Origin of the sequence: Winogradskyella sp. ECml5-4 (assembly GCF_036903175.1) — a bacterium.
Taxonomy (GTDB): domain Bacteria; phylum Bacteroidota; class Bacteroidia; order Flavobacteriales; family Flavobacteriaceae; genus Winogradskyella; species Winogradskyella damuponensis.
In genome coordinates this window covers 247304-270143 of record NZ_JAYJLF010000009.1, presented here as the reverse complement: position 1 = coordinate 270143, position 22840 = coordinate 247304, and the positions used below count along the sequence as shown (strand labels likewise).

Sequence of the window (22840 nt, the reverse complement as noted above, 5' to 3'; positions counted from 1 at the left end):
TTATGGCTAAAAATTGTCTACATATTACTAATGGCAATAGTCTTACCGACTATTTAAGAGAATTGGACTTTACAGAAGATATTCTTACATGGCAAGAAATGTTATGCGAAGGACCCACAATTCCAAAAATAGATTCTGAAGATTTTTTTAATCTTCGTTCTGAGTTTTTAAAAGAATATTATGACATTGAGGTAGATTCTAAAGAACTTCAAAAAGAACTCTCTAAATTAGATAATACTGAAGCATATACTGAAATAAACCTATGGTTTGAGTATGATTTATTTTGCCATATCAACCTATTAGGTGTTATTAATTTACTCCACCAAAAAAACATAAAAAAACCACTATATCTTATTTGTAGTGGACGAGTTAAAGGCGAAAAAAGTTTAAAAGCTCTAGCCGAATTAAATCCAGAACAACTAAAAACGCATTACGAAAACAAAGTACTACTAACACAGGATGACATTGACTTAGCCATTGCATTATGGAGAACGTACTGTGGTAAAGATCACAATATCTTAAAACCTTATATTGTTACAAATTCTAGTTTTAAGTATATGAGCAATTGCTTAAAAGCACATCTAAAACGTTTTCCACACCAGCAAAGTGGCTTAAATGTTTTAGAAGATAATATTCTTAGACTCGTAAGAGATAACGATATAAAATCTGAACATCATTTACTAGGTTATAGTCTAAACTACCAAGGTTATTATGGTTATGGAGACACCCAATTAAAACGTCTTATTAATAAATTGTCTATCTTTTTTGAAAAATCCGAAAATCAACTCACGTTAAATAGAAAAGGACACGAAGCCTTATTAAGGCATTACAATTATGCCCAAGAAGTAAACAATGATATGACTTATGGTGGTGTAAAACGACTAGACTTTCAATTTAGCGTTACTCAAAATAAATTAATCAAAAAACTTTAACTAATGTCTATAAAAGATTCAGAACTTATATTAAATCCAGATGGTAGTGTTTACCATTTAAATTTAAAACCAGAACATATATCAGACACCATCATTTTTGTTGGTGATCAAGATCGTGTAGAAAAAATAACAAAGCATTTTGACAGCATAGAATTTAGCACTCAAAAACGTGAATTTAAAACACAAACCGGTTACTATCAAGACAAACGCTTAACCGTTATTTCAACAGGAATTGGGCCTGATAATATTGATATTGTTTTAAACGAACTCGATGCTTTAGTTAATATTGACTTAGAAACCCGAAAACCAAAAACAGAATTATCAAGTCTAAATATTATTAGAATCGGAACTTCTGGGTCATTACAAAAAGATATTCCTGTTGATGCATTTTTAATTAGTACTCATGCCTTAGATATTAATGGTATGTTGCATTTTTATCAAATTGAAGGTATAAGCAACCCTGAAATTGAAGATGAATTTATTAAACATACTAATTGGGATAAAAATAAAGCACGACCAATCATTATTAACAATAGTAAATATTTAGAGAAGTACTTTGAAAGCGATACCATCTTTAAAGGTATGACAGGAACAGCAGGTGGGTTTTATGGCCCTCAAGGCAGAGTTTTACGTTTGCCACTACAAGACGCAGGTCTTAACGCAAAATTAGATAACTTTAGCTATAAGGATTATAGAATTACTAACTTTGAAATGGAAACTTCTGTTATTTATGGACTTTCAAAGTTATTAGGACATGAAGCATTATCTTTAAATGCTATTATAGCAAACAGAGCAACTGGTGATTTTAGTAAAGATCCAAAAAAGACAGTTGATAAATTAATTAAATATGCTTTAGAGCGTATCGTGAATATTTAAATGAAAAAAGTAAATATTGGTGGAGTACCAGAACACTTTAATTTAGCATGGTATTTAACGCTAAAAAATGGCGAATATAAAGACCAAGATATTAATCTAAGATGGCACGATTATCACGGAGGAACTGGTGCAATGACAAAAGCTCTTCGCTCAGGTGAAATTGATATGGCCGTTATCTTAACAGAAGGAATTGTTAAAGATATCATTGAAGATAATCCTTCTAAAATAGTTCAAACCTTTGTTCAAACCCCTTTAAATTGGGGAATTCATGTCGCAGCAGATTCAGATTTTAAAACCATAGACGATATCAAAGGAACAAGAGCAGCAATCAGTAGATATGGCTCTGGATCTCATCTTATGGCCTATATAAATGCAAAAAACAACAATTGGGATTTAGAAAAAGATCTCAAATTTGAAGTTATTAAAAACCTTGATGGTGCCATAAGAGGACTTACAGAAAATAAAGCTGATTATTTTATGTGGGAGAAGTTCACCACCAAACCTTATGTAGATAATGGTATTTTTAGACGTATTGGCAACTGTCCTTCGCCTTGGCCATGCTTTGTTATTGCTGCTAGCGATAAATTCATAGAGAATAATGAAGAGCAATTAAAAACCATTTTAGAAATTATTAACCAAACCACTGCAGATTTTAAATCTATTCCAAGCATAGACAAAACCATTGCTAATCGTTACGAACAAGAACTAGAAGATGTACAAGAATGGTTATCTTTAACTGAGTGGTCGCAAAGTGTAATGAACGAAAAAACGATTAAAAATGTACAAAATCAGCTTCATGATTTAAAAATTATTTCAAAAAAAGTGGATTACTCAAAATTAATTCATAAATTATAGTCTCATTTATTATATGAGTTAAAAAATTGATTGTTAGCAATCATAAAAAACAAGCATTTTTTATTTTTATATTAAACACTATATTCTAAATAGTTTTATTAAGAATGCAACTGTTTGTGTTGATAACTTTCAGTAATTCAAAAATTTAATTACATTTGATTAACAATTACATTACTATTAACAAGAGAATAATATGATTCTTACGATTACGCTTATTTTATCTTTCTTGGTTGCAATAAATTTTTTATTGTTAATTTTTAGTTGCAACAAAACAACTAGAAAAGTTGATAATAACATGCCACATACTATTAAAACTGAAACCCCATCTACCGAAAAATCATCTTCAGATAAATCTCCTACTCTAGTTTCCAATCAATTGAAATCTCGCCAACTTGCTCCAACTGGGAGTTAGTCTTACTAAAATGCTTATTACCAAACCAATACCCTCTATTAGCACTTAATGGAGATGGATGTCCACTTTCTAAAATAATATGTTTAGAGCTATCTATTAGTTTCTTTTTCTTTTTAGCAAATCCTCCCCAAAGTAGAAATACAACATTTGTTTTTTCTGCACTAATCGTTTGTATCACTGCATCTGTAAATTGCTCCCAACCTTTCTTTTGATGGCTTCCCGCCTCATGCGCTCTAACCGTTAATGTGGCATTCAATAGTAAAACTCCTTGATCTGCCCATGGCATCAAATTCCCACTAATTGGGTAAGGTATTCCAAGATCTTGTTCTAACTCTTTAAATATGTTCACTAATGAAGGTGGATGTTTGATACCATCATTTACAGAAAAACTTAAGCCATTAGCTTGCCCAATATCATGATATGGATCCTGACCAATAATTACAACCTTAACCTCATTAAAAGCACAATGATTAAATGCATTAAAAATATCAGATGCTTTTGGAAAACAAATCTGGGTCTTATATTCGTGCTTTATAAAAGCTACTAAATCTTTAAAGTAAGGTTTTTCAAATTCTGGATTAAGATAAGTTTTCCAGCTTTGGTCTATATTTACATTCATATTTTATAACAGATTATATCTTATTACGACTTAAATTCACGAATAAATAACTCAGAATGAAAAATTTAAAATTCCCTTCTGCACAAACCATATTATTTATAATTGCAGGATTAGTAACACTTTTAACGTGGTTTGTTCCTGCAGGTAAATATGATACTTTAAGTTATAACGCGGCAACAGACAAATTTACACGTTTAAGTCTAGATGAAGAAATAAGCTTAGCAGCAACTCAAACATCATTAGATGATTTGAATATTAAAATTCCTGTTGAGAAGTTTACTAACGGAGACATTTATAAACCCATTAATATTCCTGGAACTTACAATAAACTAGATGCCAAACCTCAAAGTTTTTTCGACTTTGTAAAATCTCCAGTTAAAGGTATTATTGAGGCTGCTGATATCATTTTTCTTGTTTTAATTATTGGTGGGCTAATAGGTGTTTTAAATGCTTCTGGTGCTTTTGATGCTGCCATTACCAAATTAGCTGTAGTATTAAAAGGTAGAGAATCTTTACTTATTGTATTGGTAACCACTTTAGTGGCTTTGGGTGGAACTACCTTTGGTTTTGCCGAAGAAACCATTGCCTTCTTCCCTATTTTAATTCCTGTGTTTTTAGCAGCTAAATACGATGCTCTTGTTGGTGTTGCTTGTATATTTTTGGGCTCTGCAATTGGTAGTATGTGTTCTACCATTAATCCTTTTTCTACCATTATTGCTAGTGATGCCGCAGGTATAAATTGGACAACCGGATTATACGGACGTATTTTTATGTTGTTTGTATGCTTGTCTATTACCATTATCTATATCATGCGATATGCAAAACGCGTTAAAAACGACCCAAGCAAATCACTTATTTACGATCAAAGAGAACAAATTGCGCAATTGTTTACGCTAAAAGATACCACGCATATTAATTTTAATTGGAGATTAAAATTGGCCTTATTTGTGTTTACCTGTAGTTTTATTCTGATGATTATTGGTGTTTCAATGTTAGATTGGTGGTTTGTAGAAATGACAACTGTGTTCTTAATTAGTGCTATTATTATCGGCATTATTATTCAAATCAGTGAAACCGACTTTATAGACACCTTTGTAAAAGGAGCTGGTGATCTTTTGGGTGTAGCACTTATTATAGGAATAGCAAGAGGTGTTACTGTGTTAATGACAGATGGTTTAATAAGCGATACATTATTGTATTACGCTAGTGATGTTACTACTGGAATGAATAAAGGGGTATTTACAAGTGCAATGACCATGATTTATTCTGGATTATCATTCTTTATTCCTAGTTCTTCAGGAATGGCTGTTTTAACCATGCCAATTATGGCGCCTTTGGCAGATACTGTAGGAATTGGTCGTGAAATTGTGGTTAATACGTATCAGTACGGCTTAGGCCTTTTCTACCTAATAAATCCTACAGGTTTAATTTTAGCATCCTTAGCAGTTGCCAAAATCAACTTTAGCAAATGGTTAAAATTTATAATGCCATTGTTTATCGTATTACTTATTGTCACCTTAATAGTATTAGCGGTGTCTTCATACTTATAGTATTACATAATATCCTAACTTTGCAATTCTAAAAAAACGTACAATACTACATGATAAACATTCATGAAAAAACCTTAAACGACCTTGAGTTTTTTACGGTTTTAAATCAAATTAGCGCACATACACTTACAGCTTTGGGTAAAGAAGCGGTTTTGGCGATACTTCCTTTTAAAAATCCAGAGGCGCTAATGACCGAACTTATTTACGTTAATGAATATTTATCGTCCTTTGAAAATGATAATAGAATACCTAATCATGGTTTTGACACCATTGCCAAAGAATTAAAACTACTTAAGATAGAAAACACCTATCTCGAAGTGGCTGGTTTACAGAAAATAGTAAGCATGTCGTTGACCGTTAATTCTATTCTGAAGTTTCTAGAAAAATTTAAAGACTATTACCCTAAACTTCAACAATTTGGTCAACATATTGAAGTCAACACCATCATTATTGAACAAGTAGATGCTGTAGTAGATCGTTTTGGAGATATAAAAGATGATGCTTCACCTCTACTTTCTAGTTTACGCAAATCTATTAACCTGCTTAAAGGTAAAATTAATAGTAGTTTTTCTTCAGCATTAAACACCTATCATAATCTTGAATATTTAGATGATATTAGAGAATCTGTTGTAGATAATAAACGTGTGCTTGCCGTAAAAGCAATGTACCGTAGAAAGGTAAGAGGCGCAATAATGGGAGGTAGTAAAACCGGAAGCATTGTTTACATAGAGCCTGAAACGACTTTACAACATACTAGAGAGCTCAATAATTTAGAATACGAGGAAAAAGAAGAGGTTATTAAAATTCTTAAAGAGCTAACGGATTTTATTCGTGAATTTTTACCACTTCTTAGAGATTATCAAGAATTTTTAATCAACCTAGATGTCATTTCTGCGAAAGCAAAATATGCGCAGAGCATGAATGCCATTCTTCCTGAGCTTTCTAAAGAACGCAGTATGCATTTACGAGATGCCTACCATCCTCTACTCTATTTAAATAATAAAGAAAAAGGAGAAAAGACGTTTCCGCAAACTATTGGATTAGAAAAAGACAGTAGAATTATTGTGATTTCAGGTCCCAATGCAGGTGGAAAAAGTATCACTTTAAAAACGGTAGGATTGCTTCAAGTTATGCTGCAAAGTGGCATGCTAATTCCTGTACACGAGCGTAGCCATGTCTGTTTATTTGATCGCGTTCTGAGTGATATTGGAGACAATCAATCTATAGAAAACCATCTGAGTACTTATAGTTACCGCTTAAAACAGATGAATTATTTTTTGAAAAAGTGTAATAACAAAACACTCTTTTTAATTGATGAATTTGGAACAGGTAGTGATCCAGAATTAGGTGGAGCTCTTGCTGAAACGTTTCTCGAAGTTTTCTATGAACGAGAAGCCTTTGGAATAATTACAACACATTATTCTAATTTAAAGCTTTTGGCCAATGAATTGCCATACATGGAAAATGCCAATATGCTTTTTAATGAGCGCACCTTAGAACCAATGTATAAATTGGTTGTTGGGCAAGCCGGAAGCTCCTTTACTTTTGAAGTAGCTCAAAAAAATGGAATTCCTTATAGTTTAATTAACAAGTCTAAAAAGAAGATTGAACGTGGTAAAGTACGATTTGATGCTACTATTGCAAAACTTCAAAAAGAACGCAGTAAATTAGAACGTACGGAACGCTCTCTTAAAGAAAACGAAAAGAAGAAGTTATCTGAAGCCGATAAGTTAGAGGAAGTCAATGCAAAAGTTCAAAAGAAATTAGAAAGCTTTCAAGAATTATACGATTCTAACCAACGCTTAATTTACTTAGGTCAGAAAGTCAACGATATCTCTGAAAAGTATTTTGAAGACAAGAAGAAACGTGAATTAATGGCTGAGCTATTTAAGCTAGTTCAGATTGAAAATTCGAAACGAAAAAAAGTATCAGCAAAACAAAAGCGTGCCGAAAAGCAAAAAGAAAAACAGATAAAACAAGAGGCTGAAAAGAAAGTTGAAGTCATCCGTAAAAAGAAAAAAGAAGCTAAAAAGAAAGCTAAACCCGTAGAAAAGCCAAAACCTATTTTAAGAATTGGAGACAGAGTACGACTACAAGATGGTAGAGCCGTTGGTAGTATTGATAGCATTGAAAAAAATAAAGCCAATGTAAATTATGGTATGTTTACTACTAATGTGAGTTTAGACCAACTGGAACTCGTTGAAGCCGTAAAAAAATGATAGATATTCCTCATAACAAACAATTAATTCTCTTTGATGGAGTGTGCAATCTTTGCAACTCTAGTGTTTTGTATGTTATTAAACGGGATAAAAAAAATAAATTCTTATTTGCTCCATTACAAAGTGACGTTGGAGAAGAAATTATTGAAAAATTCAATATAGACACAGTCAACACCGATTCTATCTTACTCTATAATCCAAAAAACAATACTATTAAGTCTAAATCTTCAGCAGCTATTCATATTGCAAAGCATTTAGGTATGCCTTCAAATTTATTGGTTGTTTTTTTTATTGTACCTACATTTATTAGAAATATGGTATACAGCTATATTGCTAAGAATCGTTACAAATGGTATGGTAAAAAAGAAGCCTGTATGATTCCTACACCAGAACTAAAATCTAAATTTTTAGATTAACCAAACTACAAATTTAATTCATAAAAAAAGCCTTTTCATAACCAATGAAAAGGCTTTTATAAATTAACAACTTACTTAAAACTAATTTAATTTAAACAAAAATTGTTGTTTCAATTCATTTATAATGAGGGAAAATAAAGAGTTGATTAATAGCACATTATTTTGTTACTGTAAATATATACGCATCTCTAAATGTTACATAAAAAACTCGATATAAGGCACTATAAAATTGATTTAGGCATTAAAAATGTCAATTCTATCTATAAATTACATTTTAACAATAATAGTCTTACTAACTGATATCATACCTTTACTTCTCATACTATACACTTAACTCATTTATGATTACATTGGGATTTATATTGCCATAATTTTAGATAAAACTAATACTCTAACATTATGACAACCCATCTAAAACTCTTAAAAACATTTCTTATTTTTCTTTTTGTATTAAGCACACAATTAGCAAATGCATTTCAGCAACCTAGTAAAATTACAACTGTAACTGTATATCTCGATGGAGCAGAAATTAATCGTGAGGCTTCACTTAAAATTAACTCAGGAAAATCTGAAATTACATTTAATGGTTTATCACCGTTTGTTGAAGAGAGTAGTATTCAAATTTCAGGATTAAAAGATGCCTCTATCCTATCCATTAATTATGGTATCAACTATTTATCTAAACAAAAGCAAAGTGATTCTATTTTAGCTTTACAAAATGAATTAAAACATCTTGATTCTAAAATTCAATACCAATATGATTTAATTGCTGGTTATAACGAAGAATTAAGTCTTATTCAAAGCAACAAACATTTAGGAAATGAAACTACAGTTGTCAGTTTAGAAAAACTTAAGACATTTGCCGCCTATTACAGAACAAGAATTACAGCATTAAGGATAGCAATAAACAAATCAAATTTAGAAATTGAAAATCAACAAACTATAAAAACCAATATAAAACATCAGTTAGCTGAATTTAATGTTGAAGAAAAAACACAAACAGGAGAAATTAAACTCACATTAAACAGTGAAGTTGCATTATCTTTAGATTTAAAAATTAAATACAATATTAAACATGCAGGATGGGTTCCCATTTACGATCTTAAAGCCGAAAAAATTAATAATCCTGTAAGCTTAGAATATAAAGCGCACGTGTATCAAAATTCGGGTTGTGACTGGACAGATGTTGCCCTCGTACTTTCAACAAGTGATCCAAATACCAATAATGAAAAGCCAATTGTAACTCCTAAATATCTAAACTTTATTAATGCTTATAGCAACTATCAATCGCAACGTGCCATAAGAAATTATAATTTCAAGTATAATCCATCCGTAAATACCATAACAGGAATTGTAACGAGTTCTAGTGATGGTACACCTATACCTGGAGTTAGTGTTATTGAAAAAGGAACATCTAATGGAGTTCAAACAGATTTTGATGGCAAATACACTTTAAAAACAACAACAGGGAATGCGCTTGTTTATTCTTATGTAGGTATGGAAACCGAAGAGCTACCAATACATTCTAGTATCATGAATGTGACTTTAGATGACATATCTACTTTAGATGAAGTTGTTGTTATAGGGTACGGAACTAAAGCAACATCTTCGAGCTCAGTAAAAGCAAAAAGCATACAAAATATGATTGATGAAGATTTTGATGATGACCCATATATTGAAACAGAAAATTATACAACAAATGGAAATATAATTGAAGAAGGTATTACAAGTATTAGTTTCAAAATTGACAAAAAACACAGTATTCCTTCAGATGGTGATATTTCTGTTATAGAAATAGATAAATATAATGTTCCTGCAACTTATAATTACTTTGCGGCACCAGTTTTAAATGAAAATGTGTTTTTAACTGCTAAAATCGGAAATTGGGAACAGTATAATTTATTACCTGCAGAAGCCAATGTTTATTTTGCAGGTAGTTATTCTGGTAAAACAAATATTAACCCAAGTGCAACTACAGGTAGTTTAACAATCTCACTTGGAGTAGATCCAAACATTGTTGTAAAACGCACACAACTTAACAATTTTAAAAGAACAACCTTTATAGGTAGCAATAAAGTGATTCAAAAAGCTTTTGAAATTGAAATTAAAAACAATAAACAAACAGATATCTTGTTAACCGTTTTGGACCGTATGCCTAAGAGTCAGAATAAAGCGATTAAAATAGATAATATTGAAACAGGTAACTCTAGTTATAATGATACTAAAGGAATAATGAAATGGGTTATAAATTTGAAGTCTGGAGGAACAAAAAATGTTAAACATTCCTATACTGTAAAATTTCCTAAAGATAAACGCGTTAACTTGTAATTAAATTACAGCTTCAAAGCGAAACAGAATCAATAAAACCCTAACTTCAGTTAGTTAGGAATGAGTTTTATTCTTTTTAGAAGATTAGTCTATCCTTCTTAGAAGTATCATAAATTGTGGTAGAAGACCTGTTTTCGTTTTGAAGTTTTTATAAAAAAAAGACTGTTCAAATACATGAACAGTCTTTTTATATTTATAATGCAATTCGTTTATTTTACAGTAACTGGTGCATTTAACTTGGTACTCATTTCCATAGAAATTGCAGAACGGTCAAATTTAATTTTCCCTGCTAATGTTTCAATAACACAACTGTTATCTTTATCATTTAGCTCTACAACTTTACCATGCATACCACTTTTAGTAATTATACGGTCGCCGCGTTTTAATTCGCTAGCAAACTTTTTTTCTTGTTTAGAACGTTTCATTTGTGGTGCAATCATAAAGAAATACATCACAGCAAAAATAGCAATAAACGGTAAAAATGATCCAATTCCTTCCATTCAGTGTTATATCAATAAAAATTAATCGTGGTTATGACCTTCGTGACCTGGCTGTGTAGAATACTTTCTTGGAGCTGCAGCATTATCTGTAGCTAAAGGATTTACAGTACTTGGCTGTGTTGCTCTAGTTGTTTTCGCTGCTGCTGGTGCATTAGGATCTTTTTCTACAAAAGCAGAAATCTTGACAATCTCACTACCTTTTTCTGTATTAGTAGTCATTGTAACCGACTTAGTTACTTTATTTCCATTTCCTTTACCATTAAACTTTACAACAAATTCACCTGTTTCACCTGGTGCAACTTCTTTTGTCCAATTAGATGGTACTGTACAACCACATGTACTTTTAATATTACTTACAACTAACATAGAGTTACCTGTGTTTGTGTATTTAAAAGTTGTTTCTACAGGAGTTCCGTTTTCGATTGTTCCGAAATCATGCTCTTTTTTGTCAAAAGAAATTACTGGAAAATCACCGGCATTTGCATCTCTTTCTGCAGCAACTGCGATATTTTCAGATTTAATCTTACTAGCTGCGTCTTCTTTACAAGATGTAAAAGCGATCATACATAATGCACTAAGTCCTAAAATTACTTTTTTCATTACTTTTATTTTTTTTGTTAGATAATTATTTCAATTGGCGAAGTTAGTAATTATTTTAATGATTAAAAATTATTAACCCCTAGTTAACATGCTTTTTGTCAGAAAAAACTGTCTTATGCGTGTTTTTAAAGCTTTAAAAGTTGAAATTCAACCGCTATCTCGTTAAATTTATGGAATAAAACATTAAAAAATAGCATTAAGCGGTGTAGTAATACCTCTAAGAATAACACTACATTAACCCTCTTCCAACTTTAACATGGATATTTTCAGATTGGTATTCCTTAACTATTTTATCTAAAATTCCATTAATAAATAAGCTACTTTTTGGTGTAGAATATTCTTTTGCAATTTCTAAATATTCGTTCATCGTAACTTTATATGGTATTGATGAAAATTTCTGAAACTCACAAAGTGCCATTTTAAGTAATACTCCATCGATGCTTGCTAAACGTCCAGAATCCCAATTGGTTGTTTTTTTACCAATTTCATCACCAAACTTAGAGCTATTCAAAAAGGTTTTTTTAAATAACTCAATAGCAAACTCTTTATCATCATCGTCTTTATACAAATCTGGTAGTAAAGCAGTTTCTGGCGATGTTAGTTTTAATTTTCGTAAGACTTTTAGAATTGCAGTATTTACGACTGGTAAATCATCTACAAAAGTGAGTTTTTTATCTTCAAAAAAATCATAAAGCTTATCGTTTGGCGCTATAATTTCAGTAAAAACATCTAAAATAAATTGTTTATCTTTTTTGAAACTAGTTTCCTCTTCTGCTGTATAAGCGTTATACAAATCACTTTTTAAAATGGCTTTAAAAATGATATCCACATATTCAAAATCTAAATCCCAATAATTCAATTTTTTATTAGAGATAGCTTCTTGTAACATGGTATTGCTACTAATAAGATGCAAAAGTTGATTTTCTTGAAACTTTAAACTAAGATTTTTATCTGCATCAGATTTTATTAGTTTATTCTGAAGTTTAGCATTGTAATCTTTACTCTTTTTATGTAACTCTATTAACAAAGCTAATTGAGAGAGGTATAAATCGTACATGCCTTCTAAACTATGAAGCAAAAACTTTTGTTCTTTTATTAAATCATCACTTTCTGTTCCTTTAAAAGCATACATAGATTGCATTACTTTAATTCTGATGTGTCTTCGGTTTAGCATGTGTAAGAACTCGATTTATTTTGATTATTAAAAAAAGGTGAATCTTTAAAAGATTCACCTTGCAAAAATACTATTATTTAATTCTGAAATAAAAATTAAATGCAGACTATTTTAAATTTTCTCTCTTACGAGTTTCAATACGCTCTCTAGCAATATTTAAAGCTGCATTATGCGTTGTTAAATTATTAACTTTAGCATTATCTAATATTTCAAGTGTTGTATTGTAAATATTTTCTGTTTTACGCATTATTTCTTGTCTGTCATAATTCTCTAATTCTGCATAAACATTAATAATTCCGCCTGCATTAATTAAAAAATCTGGTGCATAAACAATACCTCTTTCTTGTAAAATTGCTCCGTGTTTACTTTCTTCTGCTAACTGATTATTTGCAGCACCAGCAACAATTTTAGCTTGTAATTTATAAATGGTATCGTCGTTAATAGTTGCGCCTAAAGCACAAGGTGCATAAATGTCCATCGCTTCACTATAAATATCATTTCCACCATAGATAGTCGCGCCATATTTAGCACGTACTTCTTCTAAACGATCTTGGCTAATGTCTGAAATGGTAACATTGGCACCTTCGTTAACCAAATGTTCTACTAAAGCTTCACCTACGTTTCCTATTCCTTGGACAAATACATTTTTATCTTCTAGAATTTCTGAACCAAATTTAAACTTTGCAGCGGCTTTCATTCCCATAAAAACACCATAAGCAGTAATTGGCGATGGGTTACCTGCTCCACCTTTACTCTCAGAGATACCTGTTACATAAGGTGTTACTTCTCTAACAGTATCCATATCTTCTGTTGTCATACCTACATCTTCTGCAGTTATGTAACGGCCACTTAATGAATGAACAAACTCACCAAAACGTCGCATTAATTCTGGTGTTTTTTGAGTTTTGGCATCACCAATAATAACAGCTTTACCTCCACCTAAGTTTAAACCTGTAATAGCAGATTTAAATGTCATACCTCGAGATAAGCGCAATACATCGTTAAGGGCTTCCCACTCATTAGCATAATTCCACATTCTAGTACCACCTAAAGCTGGTCCTAAAACTGTATTATGAATACCGATTATAGCTTTTAAACCAGTATCTTTGTCATTGCAAAAAACAATTTGCTCATGATCGTCAAAAGAGTGTTGTCCAAAAACTGGATCCATTTTTTTCAATTCTTTTGAAGTTATAATTTCTGAAGTCATGTAAGTTAAATTTTAGGGTGTTTATAGATATTCTAAAAACAGCTCGCAAAAATAAATTATTAATAGAGGATTAGCAAAATATTAACTATAAAATACGATTATCGTAATACTTTTGACCTACCAAATACAGTATGAAAGCATTAAAACACCTCAATAAATATTTTTTAAAGTACAGATATCGCTTAATTATCGGTGTCTTTATTACCATAATTGCAAAAGTCTTTGCACTATTTACTCCAAGACTTGTTGGATCGTCTATTAATGTGATTTCAGACTATTTCAATGACAAAATTGCCTATGAGGCCTTTAAAAGTGAACTTATTATTAATGTACTCTACATTGTTGGAGCCGCAGTAGTTGCAGGTATCTTTACTTTTTTAATGCGTCAAACGATTATTAATGTGTCACGCTACATTGAGTTTGACCTCAAAAATGAAATTTATAAACATTATCAAATTCTATCTCTAAATTTTTACAAATCAAACAGAACTGGTGATTTAATGAACCGGATTAGTGAAGATGTTGGTAAAGTAAGAATGTATGTTGGTCCGGCATTAATGTATACCATTAACACCATTACCTTATTTGCTGTCGCTTTAATTTACATGATAGATAGGTCGCCTACGCTAACGTTATACACATTACTCCCCTTACCTATACTTTCTGTTATTATTTATAAATTAAGTAGATTAATAAATAAACGCAGTACAATTGTACAACAATCACTTTCTACACTTTCTACCTATTCTCAAGAAACATTTAGTGGTATTTCTGTAATAAAATCTTACGGAATAGAACCAAGAACTAATATTGAATTTGAAAATCTTTCTGCAGAAAACCGTCAAAAACAGATAAACCTTACTAAGGTACAAGCCCTGTTTTTTCCTTTAATGATTCTATTAATAGGGGTTAGTAACCTTATTGTAATCTACGTTGGAGGTATGCAGTACATGAGCGGAAAAATAGATCATATTGGTACCATTGCAGAGTTCATCATGTATGTAAATATGTTAACTTGGCCAGTAGCAACAGTAGGTTGGGTAACCTCTTTAATACAGCAAGCCGAAGCATCGCAAGAACGTATTAATGAGTTTTTAAAGACTGAACCAGATATTAAAAATACAGCTAAAGAATTGACACCAATTAAAGGTGATATTGAATTTAAAAATGTATCCTTTGTATATCCTGACACTAATATTGAAGCTCTAAAAGACGTTAGTTTTACCTTAAAATCTGGTAAAACCTTAGCCATTTTAGGAAAAACAGGATCAGGAAAGTCTACCATATTAGATTTAATAGGACGTTTATATGATATTAATAAGGGGGAAATTTTAATAGACAATACTATTATTTCGGAATTAAACCTTTACAGTCTTAGAGAAAGTATTGGGTATGTCCCACAAGATGCATTCTTATTTTCTGATAGCATAAAGAACAATATCAAGTTTGGAAAAGAAGATGCCACAGACGAAGACGTTATAGAAGCGGCAAAAAATGCAAAAGTCCATAAAAATATTATTGATTTTAATAAAGGCTACGATACTATTTTAGGTGAACGTGGTATTACCCTTTCTGGTGGTCAAAAACAACGTGTTTCTATTGCTAGAGCAATTATTAAAAAACCAGATATTTTATTATTTGATGACTGCTTATCTGCTGTTGATACTGAAACAGAAGAAAAAATCTTAAAAAACTTAGTGAAGCTCACAAAAGATAAAACAACAATTATTGTAAGTCACAGAGTCTCTTCTGCAAAGAATGCAGATACAATTATTGTTCTTGAAGATGGTAAAATCATTGAGTCTGGAAATCATGAAAGCCTTATCAATACTGATGGTTACTATAAAGAGTTATACACTAAACAACTTTCAGAAAAAGAAATGTAATTATTTGTTGCTTAGGTTACTTTTTTTTTAGATTTTTGGATTGAAATTAAAAAATAAAATAGAGTTATGAGTGATTATGAAATGATGGACAAAGAAGAAATATATTCTAAAGTATTACGCGCTGGAAGAAGAACCTATTTCTTTGATGTTAGAGCTACTAAAGCTGGTGATTATTATTTAACAGTTACTGAGAGTAAAAAATTCACTAATGACGATGGTTCTTTCCATTATAAAAAGCATAAAATCTACCTTTATAAAGAAGATTTCACTGAGTTTAAAGAAATCTTAGCTGAAATGACAGATTATATTATTAATGAAAAAGGTCAAGAAGTTATTAGCGAACGTCATCAAAAAGACTTTAAACGTGAAGATAATTTTGTAGCTCAAGAAGCTAAAACGCTTGAAGATACTAAAACGACAGAAAGTTTTACAGACATCAGTTTTGATGATATTTAAAATTAACTTCTGTTAAATTATAACCAAAACCGTTACGCTTTGTAACGGTTTTTTTATTTTTAAACTCTAACTAACTATTACCTTATGCAGCGCATTTTTCTACTCTTTCTTTTAATTACATCATTATTTTCTCAATCGCAAACCGACTTATCGTACTATTTACCTCAAAATATAGAGTACAACCCAAGTATTCCTACACCAAAAAGCGTCATTGGTCATCATGTTGGCGAATGGCACATTACACACGATAAATTAGTAGAATACATGAAAGCATTAGCAAATGCTTCAAATCGTATAACTATTGAAGATAGAGGAAAAACATTTGAAGATAGACCTCTACTCCTACTAACCATAACATCACCAAAAAATCATCAAAATTTAAAAGCCATTCAATCTGCTCATATCGAAGCAACAGAAACAAATTCTGCTAATTTAGAAAATAGACCCATAGTTGTTTATCAAGGCTTTTCAATTCATGGTAACGAACCTAGTGGTTCTAACGCAGCGTTATTAGCCGCTTATTATTTGGCTGCAGCAGAAGGTTCTGAAATTGACAATTTATTAGAGCATTCGGTTATTTTACTTGATCCTTCTTTAAATCCAGATGGCTTACAACGATTCGCTTATTGGGCAAATTCTAATAAAAATATTAACCTAAACCCAGACCCTAACGATAGAGAGTATAGCGAAGTTTGGCCAGGCGGACGTACCAATCATTATTGGTTTGATATGAATAGAGATTGGCTGCCTGTGCAATTACCAGAATCTAGAGCACGTATAGAAACCTTTCACAATTGGTTACCTAATATTTTAACCGATCACCATGAAATGGGAACCAATGCAAGTTTCTTTTTTCAACCTGGAATTCCGTCACGTACACATCCATTAACACCACAATTAAATCAAGATTTAACTAAAGGTATTGCAACTTATCACGCCAAAGCATTAGACAAAATTGGTTCATTGTATTATTCTGAAGAAAGTTTTGACGACTTCTATTACGGAAAAGGATCTACCTTTCCTGACATAAATGGTGGTATTGGAATTTTATTTGAACAAGCCAGTTCTAGAGGTCATGTACAAGAAAGTGAAAATGGTCTTTTAACATTTCCATTTACTATAAAAAATCAATTTACAGCTGTTTTATCTACACTAGCAGCTGCTAATGGTATGCGAAAAGATATTTTAGAGTACCAACATAATTTCTTTAAAGACGCTAGGAATGAAGCCTCTAAAGAAGGCAAAAAAGCCATTATATTTGGTGATGAAAAAGATGCTGCTAAAACCTATCATTTAGCCGAAATTTTAAAACGTCACCGTATTGATTTTCATGAATTAAAATCTGATTTTTCAAAAGATGGCAAAAAATATAAAAAAGGTTATAGCTATGTGGTTCCTAAAAATCAAAAGAATACAAGATTAATCAATGCCATGTTTGAAACGCGAACCGCTTTTAAAGACAGTTTGTTTTACGATATTTCGGCTTGGACTTTTCCTTTAGCATTTAATCTCGATTATACAGAAACAACAATGGCAAACGCTGGCAATAGCGTTAAAAACTTACAGCAGCTTTCTGGAGGTGTAAGTTCTAAAAGTGAATACGCTTATTTATTTGAATGGAATGAGTATTACTCACCAAAACTATTAAATGCTATCTTAAAAAAAGGCTTAAGAGCAAAGGTGGCCGTAAAACAGTTTAAATCTAATGGTAAAGCTTACGATTATGGAACTATAATGATTCCTGCAAAGAACCAAAATTTATCTGCAACTGAGATATATACATTTCTAAATGATAAAGCCCAAGAAAGTCATATTAAAGTTGATGCCGTTTCAACAGGTTTAAACGAAGGTATAGATCTAGGAAGTCGAAATTTTAAAGCTTTAGAATTGCCAAAAATCGCTCTTTTAGTTGGAGATGGTATCACCTCTTATGATGCTGGTGAAATTTGGCATTTGTTTGACACTCGTTACGATATTATTGCCACAAAGCTTGATACTAAAACTATGAAAAGAGCAGACTTAAGCCGTTACAATACCATTATAATGGTAAATTCTTCTGGATTAAGCGAAGGCAATACAAAAAAATTACAATCTTGGATTAAAGATGGCGGCACTTTAGTAGCATATAAAAATGCATTAAAATGGCTAAACTCCAAAAAGTTAATGACCATTGATTTTAAGAAAAATAAGCTCATAGCTAAAAATATTAATTACGAACAACGTAGCGATTTTAGAGGCGCACAAGTTATTGGAGGTGCCATTTTTGAAGCTGAATTAGACCGTTCACATCCTATTAATTTTGGTTATAAAAATGATAAACTTCCGATGTTTAGAAATTCAACATTATTTATAAATGAGGACAAAAACAGCTATAACAACCCCATTCAGTACACTAAAAAGCCTTTATTAAGTGGTTATATTTCTGAAGAAAATTTAGATAGTATACGTAAAACAGTACCTCTAAAAATTAATCGTGTTGGCCGTGGAAAGGTCATTGGCTTTACTGATAATACTAATTTTAGAGCCTTTTGGTATGGAACGAATAAGCTGTTAATGAATGCTATTTTCTTTAGAGAAGAGATGTAGTTGTTTGTTGGGAATCAAAACTAATAACACAAGCTACTTCATAGACAAAAAATAAAAAGTTGGCTTAATCTGTTTTTGTAATGCAATTACATTTTAAAACTTAAGACACTTGCATTCCATTTTTAACTTTAGTCTCAGGATGCAACAAAAACACGTCGTCTGCTCTTACGGCTCCAACCACCAAACATTCGCTCATAAAATTGGCTATTTGCTTTTTAGGAAAATTAACTACAGCCACTATTTGTCTGTTTACTAATTCTTCCTTTTTGTATTGCGTTGTTATTTGTGCAGAAGTTTTTTTAACTCCTAAATCGCCAAAATCTATAGTTAATTTATACGCAGGTTTTCTAGCTTTAGGAAAATCATTCACTTCAATAATTGTCCCAATACGTAAATCTATCTTTGTAAAGTCTTCATAAGTTATTATCTTTTCCATTCTCTAAAATTAATAAATAAAATAGACATAATATAATGGCACGAACAGAATCAAATATGTTGCCTTTAGGCACAACAGCACCAGATTTTAAATTAGTAGATACTGTTGATGATGTTACAAAATCTCTTCAAGAATTAAAAGGCACAACTGCAACTTTAGTGATGTTTATCTGTAACCACTGCCCTTTTGTAATTCATGTAAATGCCCAACTATCACAATTGGCTAAAGATTACGTTTCAAAAGGTATTAATTGTATTGCTATTTCTAGTAATGATGTAGAAAATTATCCGCAAGACCATCCGGATTTAATGAAAAAGAACGCCATAGATAACGACTATATTTTTCCGTATTTGTATGACCAAACACAAGATGTTGCCAAGGCATACGATGCCGCATGCACACCAGATTTTTTCTTATTTAACAGTGATTTAATACTCGTTTATGCAGGTCAATTAGACGATTCTAGACCAGGAAATGGTATACCTGTAACAGGAAAAGATATTAGAGCTGCTATGGATGCCTTAATTAATAATAACCCCGTAAATCCAAACCAAAAACCAAGTATGGGCTGTAATATTAAGTGGAAATAATACTTTGCATTATTTAAAACTGAAAACAAATAAACCATTAGACAACACCTTAGCCAATGATTTTTGACAATATTGAAACCAAACGCTTAATTCTAAGGCCTATTACAATAGCAGATACGCAAGATTTTTTTGAATTGGATTCTAATCCTAAAGTTCATCTCTTTCTTGGAAATAATCCTGTAAAAACTATTGAGCAGTCTGAAGCTATGATTGCTAACATTTTACAACAATATAAAACTAATGGTTTAGGTCGTTTAGCTATAATTGAAAAATCAACCAATGAATTTGTAGGTTGGGCGGGATTAAAACTTGAAGAAAAGCTTAGAAAGGAATTTAGCTATTACGACTTGGGTTACCGACTAAAAGAACAATTTTGGGGCAAAGGCTATGCCACTGAAGCGGCATTTGCATCTTTAGAGTATGGTTTTAATACTTTAAAATTAGAAGAAATTGGAGCGGCTGCAGACGTTAATCATATAGCCTCTAATACCATACTTAAAAAAGTAGGAATGCAACCTTCTGGCACTTTTGAGTATGAAGGAGATTTATGCAACTGGTATATCATAAAACACCAAAAACAGTAAATCAACCTATAATCTTAACCAATAATTCTTTAAGAAGGTCTTTTTCTGGCATTGCCTTAGAACCAACACCTTTACTTTTTACATCAAATTCGCGCAGTACACCAATAACATAACTTACCTTTTTCATAGGGTAATTCTTGGCAGCATCTAGATATTCATTTACAAAATAAGGGTTGACTTTTAGAGCTGATGCGACACTACGTGGATTTCTGTCAGACATACCATGAAGGTGCAATAATTGAGAAAAGAATCCAAATAATAGCGAAACCGTAACTACCATTGGATTGTCTTTAGGGTTGTCTGCAAAATACTTAGCTATTTTATGTGCTTTTACAACATTACGCTGTCCAACCGCTTTTCGTAATTCAAAATTATTGTAATCTTTACTTATTCCAATATTCTCTTCAATATGTTCTGGTGTAATCTGTGTACCTTCTGGTAAAACGATTTTAAGCTTATTAAGTTCGTTATCTATTTTACTGAGGTTAGTTCCTAAAAACTCTACCAACATCTGAGCTGCCTTTGGCGAAATGTTATAATTTTGTCCAGCTAAAACGCGTCTAATCCAGTCGGCAACTTGGTTTTCGTACATTTTTTTACTCTCAAAAACAACTCCAACCTTATTAATAGCTTTATATAAAGCCTTACGTTTATCTAATTTTTTGTACTTATAATTTAACACCAAAACCGTTGTAGGCTGAGGATTAGCTGCATATTCTGCTAACTTTTCAATAGATCTACTTAAATCTTGTGCCTCTTTAACAATAACCACTTGACGCTCTGCCATCATTGGATACCGTTTGGCATTACTCACAATATCGTCTATAGAAACATCTCTTCCATATAGCACCATTTGGTTAAATCCCTTTTCTGCCTCATCTAAAACGTTCTCTTCAATATAATCTGAAATCTTATCAATATAATACGCTTCCTCACCCATTAAAAAATAAATAGGTTTAAGGTCTCCCTTTTTAATTGTAGCTACTAATTGTTTTACGTCGTCCAATGCTTTAAAAATTCCAAGTTTAAAATTCCAAATTTCAATAGTTACAAGCCCGTTTATATTAAATAAATAGGATTTTAGTAATGAAAATTGTGATTTGCGATATTCTACTTTAACTTTGAAAAAAATTAGCGTCTCTAAGTGTTGCAAGAACTCAACTTTCCAAAGTTTGAATACCGTTTCAAAAGTACAGAAAATAAAGTTTCTATTTTTGATGTCATTCGGAAAAAATTCATCATTCTTCAACCCGAAGAATGGGTTAGACAACACTGTGTTCATTATCTAATCAATACTAAAAAGTTTCCAAAATCTTTAATTAATGTTGAAAAAGAGCTGACTATAAACGGCTTAAAGAAACGTTATGATGTTGTGGTATTTAATCCAGATGGTAGTATTCACTTAATTGTAGAATGTAAATCGCACAACATAAAAATAGACCAAACTACTTTTGACCAAATTGCGCGTTATAATTTGATATTAAACGCCACGTATTTAATGGTAACTAACGGTTTAAATCATTATTATTGCGAAATGGATATGAAAAATGAACGGTATTCCTTTTTAAAAACTATTCCTGATTATAAATCCAATTAAATGCTTCAAACCAAAGACATTGCTATTGTTATTTTAAACTGGAATGGGAAATCATTACTCGAAAAATTCCTCCCTTCAGTTATAAACTATTCCGATGATGCTGTAATCTATGTTGCTGACAATGCATCAACAGACAATTCTGTTGCTTTTGTTTCTGAACATTTTCCGACAGTACAACTAATTCAAAACACAACTAATGGTGGTTATGCCAAAGGTTATAATGAGGCACTTAAACAAGTAGAAGAACCGTTACTTTGCTTAGTTAATAGTGATATTGAAGTGACCAAAAATTGGCTTCAACCCATTTTAGAAGAATTTAATACAAATACTGAAACGGCAATCATTCAACCAAAAATATTAGACTATAAAAACAAATCGCAATTTGAATATGCTGGAGCGGCTGGTGGATTTATTGACAAATATGGTTATCCTTATTGTCGTGGTCGCATTTTTGATACCATTGAAAAAGACACAGGACAATACAACGATAATAGCGAAATATTTTGGGCTTCTGGTGCTTGTTTTTTTATTAGAAACTTCGTTTACAAAGCATTAGAAGGTTTTGATGAGTCGTATTTTGCTCACATGGAGGAAATTGATTTATGTTGGCGTGCATTTAATAAAAATTATACCACAAAATTTGTTGGTACGTCTACGGTTTATCATGTTGGTGGTGCGACATTAAATAATACTAATCCTAAGAAAACATATCTCAATTTTAGAAATAGTTTATTTACACTATTTAAAAATACAGATTCTAATGTCCTTTTTAGAGTTGGCATTAGAATGGTACTTGATGGTGTAGCATCTGCTAGATTTCTATTTCAACTTAAACCCGCATTTTTAGTTGCTATTCTTAAAGCACACCTCTCATTTTACTACAATTTACCACGTCTTTTAAAGCAAAGGAAACAATTACCTAAACGTTTTGGATATTATAAAATCAATTCTATTGTTTGGTCTTATTTTATAAAAAAGAAGACTAAATTTTAATTGTTTATAAAACTGTTAAAA

The 22840-nt window shown here is 31.4% G+C and carries 21 protein-coding genes; 14 read left to right on the top strand and 7 right to left on the bottom strand.

What is annotated here, in order from left to right; genetic code table 11:
- The first annotated feature begins 2 nt into the window (after positions 1-2).
- From VDP25_RS11440 to VDP25_RS11430, 3 genes are read left to right on the top strand one after another with little or no spacing between them, the layout of a single operon-like run.
- Positions 3-932, top strand: coding sequence for a DUF1835 domain-containing protein (locus tag VDP25_RS11440; RefSeq protein WP_215924767.1), 930 nt, complete (start codon positions 3-5; stop codon positions 930-932).
- A 3-nt stretch (positions 933-935) separates the two neighbouring features.
- Positions 936-1808 carry a nucleoside phosphorylase gene (locus tag VDP25_RS11435; protein ID WP_215924768.1) on the top strand — a complete coding sequence of 291 codons (873 nt, stop codon included), beginning with the start codon at positions 936-938 and terminating at the stop codon, positions 1806-1808.
- Positions 1809-2663 carry a substrate-binding domain-containing protein gene (locus VDP25_RS11430; RefSeq protein WP_334469844.1) on the top strand — a complete coding sequence of 285 codons (855 nt, stop codon included), beginning with the start codon at positions 1809-1811 and terminating at the stop codon, positions 2661-2663. It begins immediately after the preceding gene.
- Positions 2664-3019: 356 nt separating this feature from the next.
- Here VDP25_RS11430 and VDP25_RS11425 read toward each other — a convergent pair whose 3' ends face one another.
- On the bottom strand, positions 3020-3694 hold the full coding sequence (locus tag VDP25_RS11425) for a uracil-DNA glycosylase (RefSeq protein WP_334469842.1): 675 nt from the start codon (positions 3692-3694) through the stop codon (positions 3020-3022).
- 56 nt (positions 3695-3750) lie between these two features.
- Between VDP25_RS11425 and VDP25_RS11420 the strand changes: the two genes are divergently transcribed.
- From VDP25_RS11420 to VDP25_RS11405, 4 genes are all read left to right on the top strand, one after another.
- Positions 3751-5244, top strand: coding sequence for a YfcC family protein (locus VDP25_RS11420; protein ID WP_334469840.1), 1494 nt, complete (start codon positions 3751-3753; stop codon positions 5242-5244).
- Between the two features lie 50 nt (positions 5245-5294).
- Positions 5295-7463 carry an endonuclease MutS2 gene (locus VDP25_RS11415; protein WP_334469838.1) on the top strand — a complete coding sequence of 723 codons (2169 nt, stop codon included), beginning with the start codon at positions 5295-5297 and terminating at the stop codon, positions 7461-7463.
- Positions 7460-7879, top strand: coding sequence for a thiol-disulfide oxidoreductase DCC family protein (locus VDP25_RS11410; RefSeq protein ID WP_334469836.1), 420 nt, complete (start codon positions 7460-7462; stop codon positions 7877-7879). The genes VDP25_RS11415 and VDP25_RS11410 overlap by 4 nt, the downstream gene beginning before the upstream one ends.
- A gap of 399 nt (positions 7880-8278) precedes the next feature.
- A complete protein-coding gene (locus VDP25_RS11405; RefSeq protein WP_334469834.1) occupies positions 8279-10207 on the top strand; it encodes a DUF4139 domain-containing protein in 1929 nt (642 codons plus the stop codon).
- A 209-nt stretch (positions 10208-10416) separates the two neighbouring features.
- Here VDP25_RS11405 and yajC read toward each other — a convergent pair whose 3' ends face one another.
- The 4 genes from yajC to VDP25_RS11385 all read right to left on the bottom strand — a co-directional run bounded on the left by yajC (position 10417) and on the right by VDP25_RS11385 (position 13691).
- On the bottom strand, positions 10417-10707 hold the full coding sequence (gene yajC, locus VDP25_RS11400) for a preprotein translocase subunit YajC (protein ID WP_215924775.1): 291 nt from the start codon (positions 10705-10707) through the stop codon (positions 10417-10419).
- Positions 10708-10728: 21 nt separating this feature from the next.
- Positions 10729-11307, bottom strand: coding sequence for a DUF1573 domain-containing protein (locus VDP25_RS11395; RefSeq protein WP_334469831.1), 579 nt, complete (start codon positions 11305-11307; stop codon positions 10729-10731).
- A 229-nt stretch (positions 11308-11536) separates the two neighbouring features.
- Positions 11537-12481, bottom strand: coding sequence for a transcription antitermination protein NusB (locus tag VDP25_RS11390; protein ID WP_334469829.1), 945 nt, complete (start codon positions 12479-12481; stop codon positions 11537-11539).
- Between the two features lie 106 nt (positions 12482-12587).
- Positions 12588-13691 carry a Glu/Leu/Phe/Val family dehydrogenase gene (locus tag VDP25_RS11385; RefSeq protein WP_215924777.1) on the bottom strand — a complete coding sequence of 368 codons (1104 nt, stop codon included), beginning with the start codon at positions 13689-13691 and terminating at the stop codon, positions 12588-12590.
- 131 nt (positions 13692-13822) lie between these two features.
- On the opposite strand from VDP25_RS11385, the gene VDP25_RS11380 reads away from it, so the two are divergent.
- From VDP25_RS11380 to VDP25_RS11370, 3 genes are all read left to right on the top strand, one after another.
- On the top strand, positions 13823-15577 hold the full coding sequence (locus VDP25_RS11380) for an ABC transporter ATP-binding protein (protein ID WP_215924778.1): 1755 nt from the start codon (positions 13823-13825) through the stop codon (positions 15575-15577).
- A gap of 66 nt (positions 15578-15643) precedes the next feature.
- Positions 15644-16033 (top strand): PUR family DNA/RNA-binding protein, encoded by a 390-nt coding sequence (locus tag VDP25_RS11375; RefSeq protein WP_215924779.1) that lies wholly within the window; start codon positions 15644-15646, stop codon positions 16031-16033.
- Between the two features lie 84 nt (positions 16034-16117).
- Positions 16118-18619, top strand: a complete 2502-nt coding sequence (locus VDP25_RS11370) for a M14 family zinc carboxypeptidase (protein WP_334469825.1) — start codon at positions 16118-16120, stop codon at positions 18617-18619.
- Between the two features lie 100 nt (positions 18620-18719).
- Here the strand turns inward: VDP25_RS11370 and VDP25_RS11365 are convergent, their stop codons facing one another.
- Complete coding sequence (locus tag VDP25_RS11365; protein WP_334469823.1) at positions 18720-19055, bottom strand: tRNA-binding protein; 336 nt, start codon at positions 19053-19055, stop codon at positions 18720-18722.
- Positions 19056-19090: 35 nt separating this feature from the next.
- Here VDP25_RS11365 and VDP25_RS11360 point away from each other — a divergent pair, with 35 nt between their 5' ends.
- Positions 19091-19645, top strand: a complete 555-nt coding sequence (locus VDP25_RS11360) for a thioredoxin family protein (protein WP_334469821.1) — start codon at positions 19091-19093, stop codon at positions 19643-19645.
- Positions 19646-19701: 56 nt separating this feature from the next.
- The gene (locus VDP25_RS11355; RefSeq protein WP_334469819.1) at positions 19702-20229 is read left to right on the top strand and encodes a GNAT family N-acetyltransferase; all 528 of its coding nucleotides are present in this window, start codon (positions 19702-19704) and stop codon (positions 20227-20229) included.
- A gap of 1 nt (position 20230) precedes the next feature.
- Here VDP25_RS11355 and holA read toward each other — a convergent pair whose 3' ends face one another.
- Positions 20231-21235 (bottom strand): DNA polymerase III subunit delta, encoded by a 1005-nt coding sequence (gene holA / locus VDP25_RS11350; protein ID WP_334469817.1) that lies wholly within the window; start codon positions 21233-21235, stop codon positions 20231-20233.
- 141 nt (positions 21236-21376) lie between these two features.
- Here holA and VDP25_RS11345 point away from each other — a divergent pair, with 141 nt between their 5' ends.
- Together VDP25_RS11345 and VDP25_RS11340 are read left to right on the top strand one after the other, a co-directional pair.
- Positions 21377-21826, top strand: coding sequence for a type I restriction enzyme HsdR N-terminal domain-containing protein (locus VDP25_RS11345; RefSeq protein WP_215924785.1), 450 nt, complete (start codon positions 21377-21379; stop codon positions 21824-21826).
- Positions 21827-22819, top strand: coding sequence for a glycosyltransferase family 2 protein (locus tag VDP25_RS11340; protein ID WP_334469815.1), 993 nt, complete (start codon positions 21827-21829; stop codon positions 22817-22819).
- Positions 22820-22840: the final 21 nt, after the last annotated feature.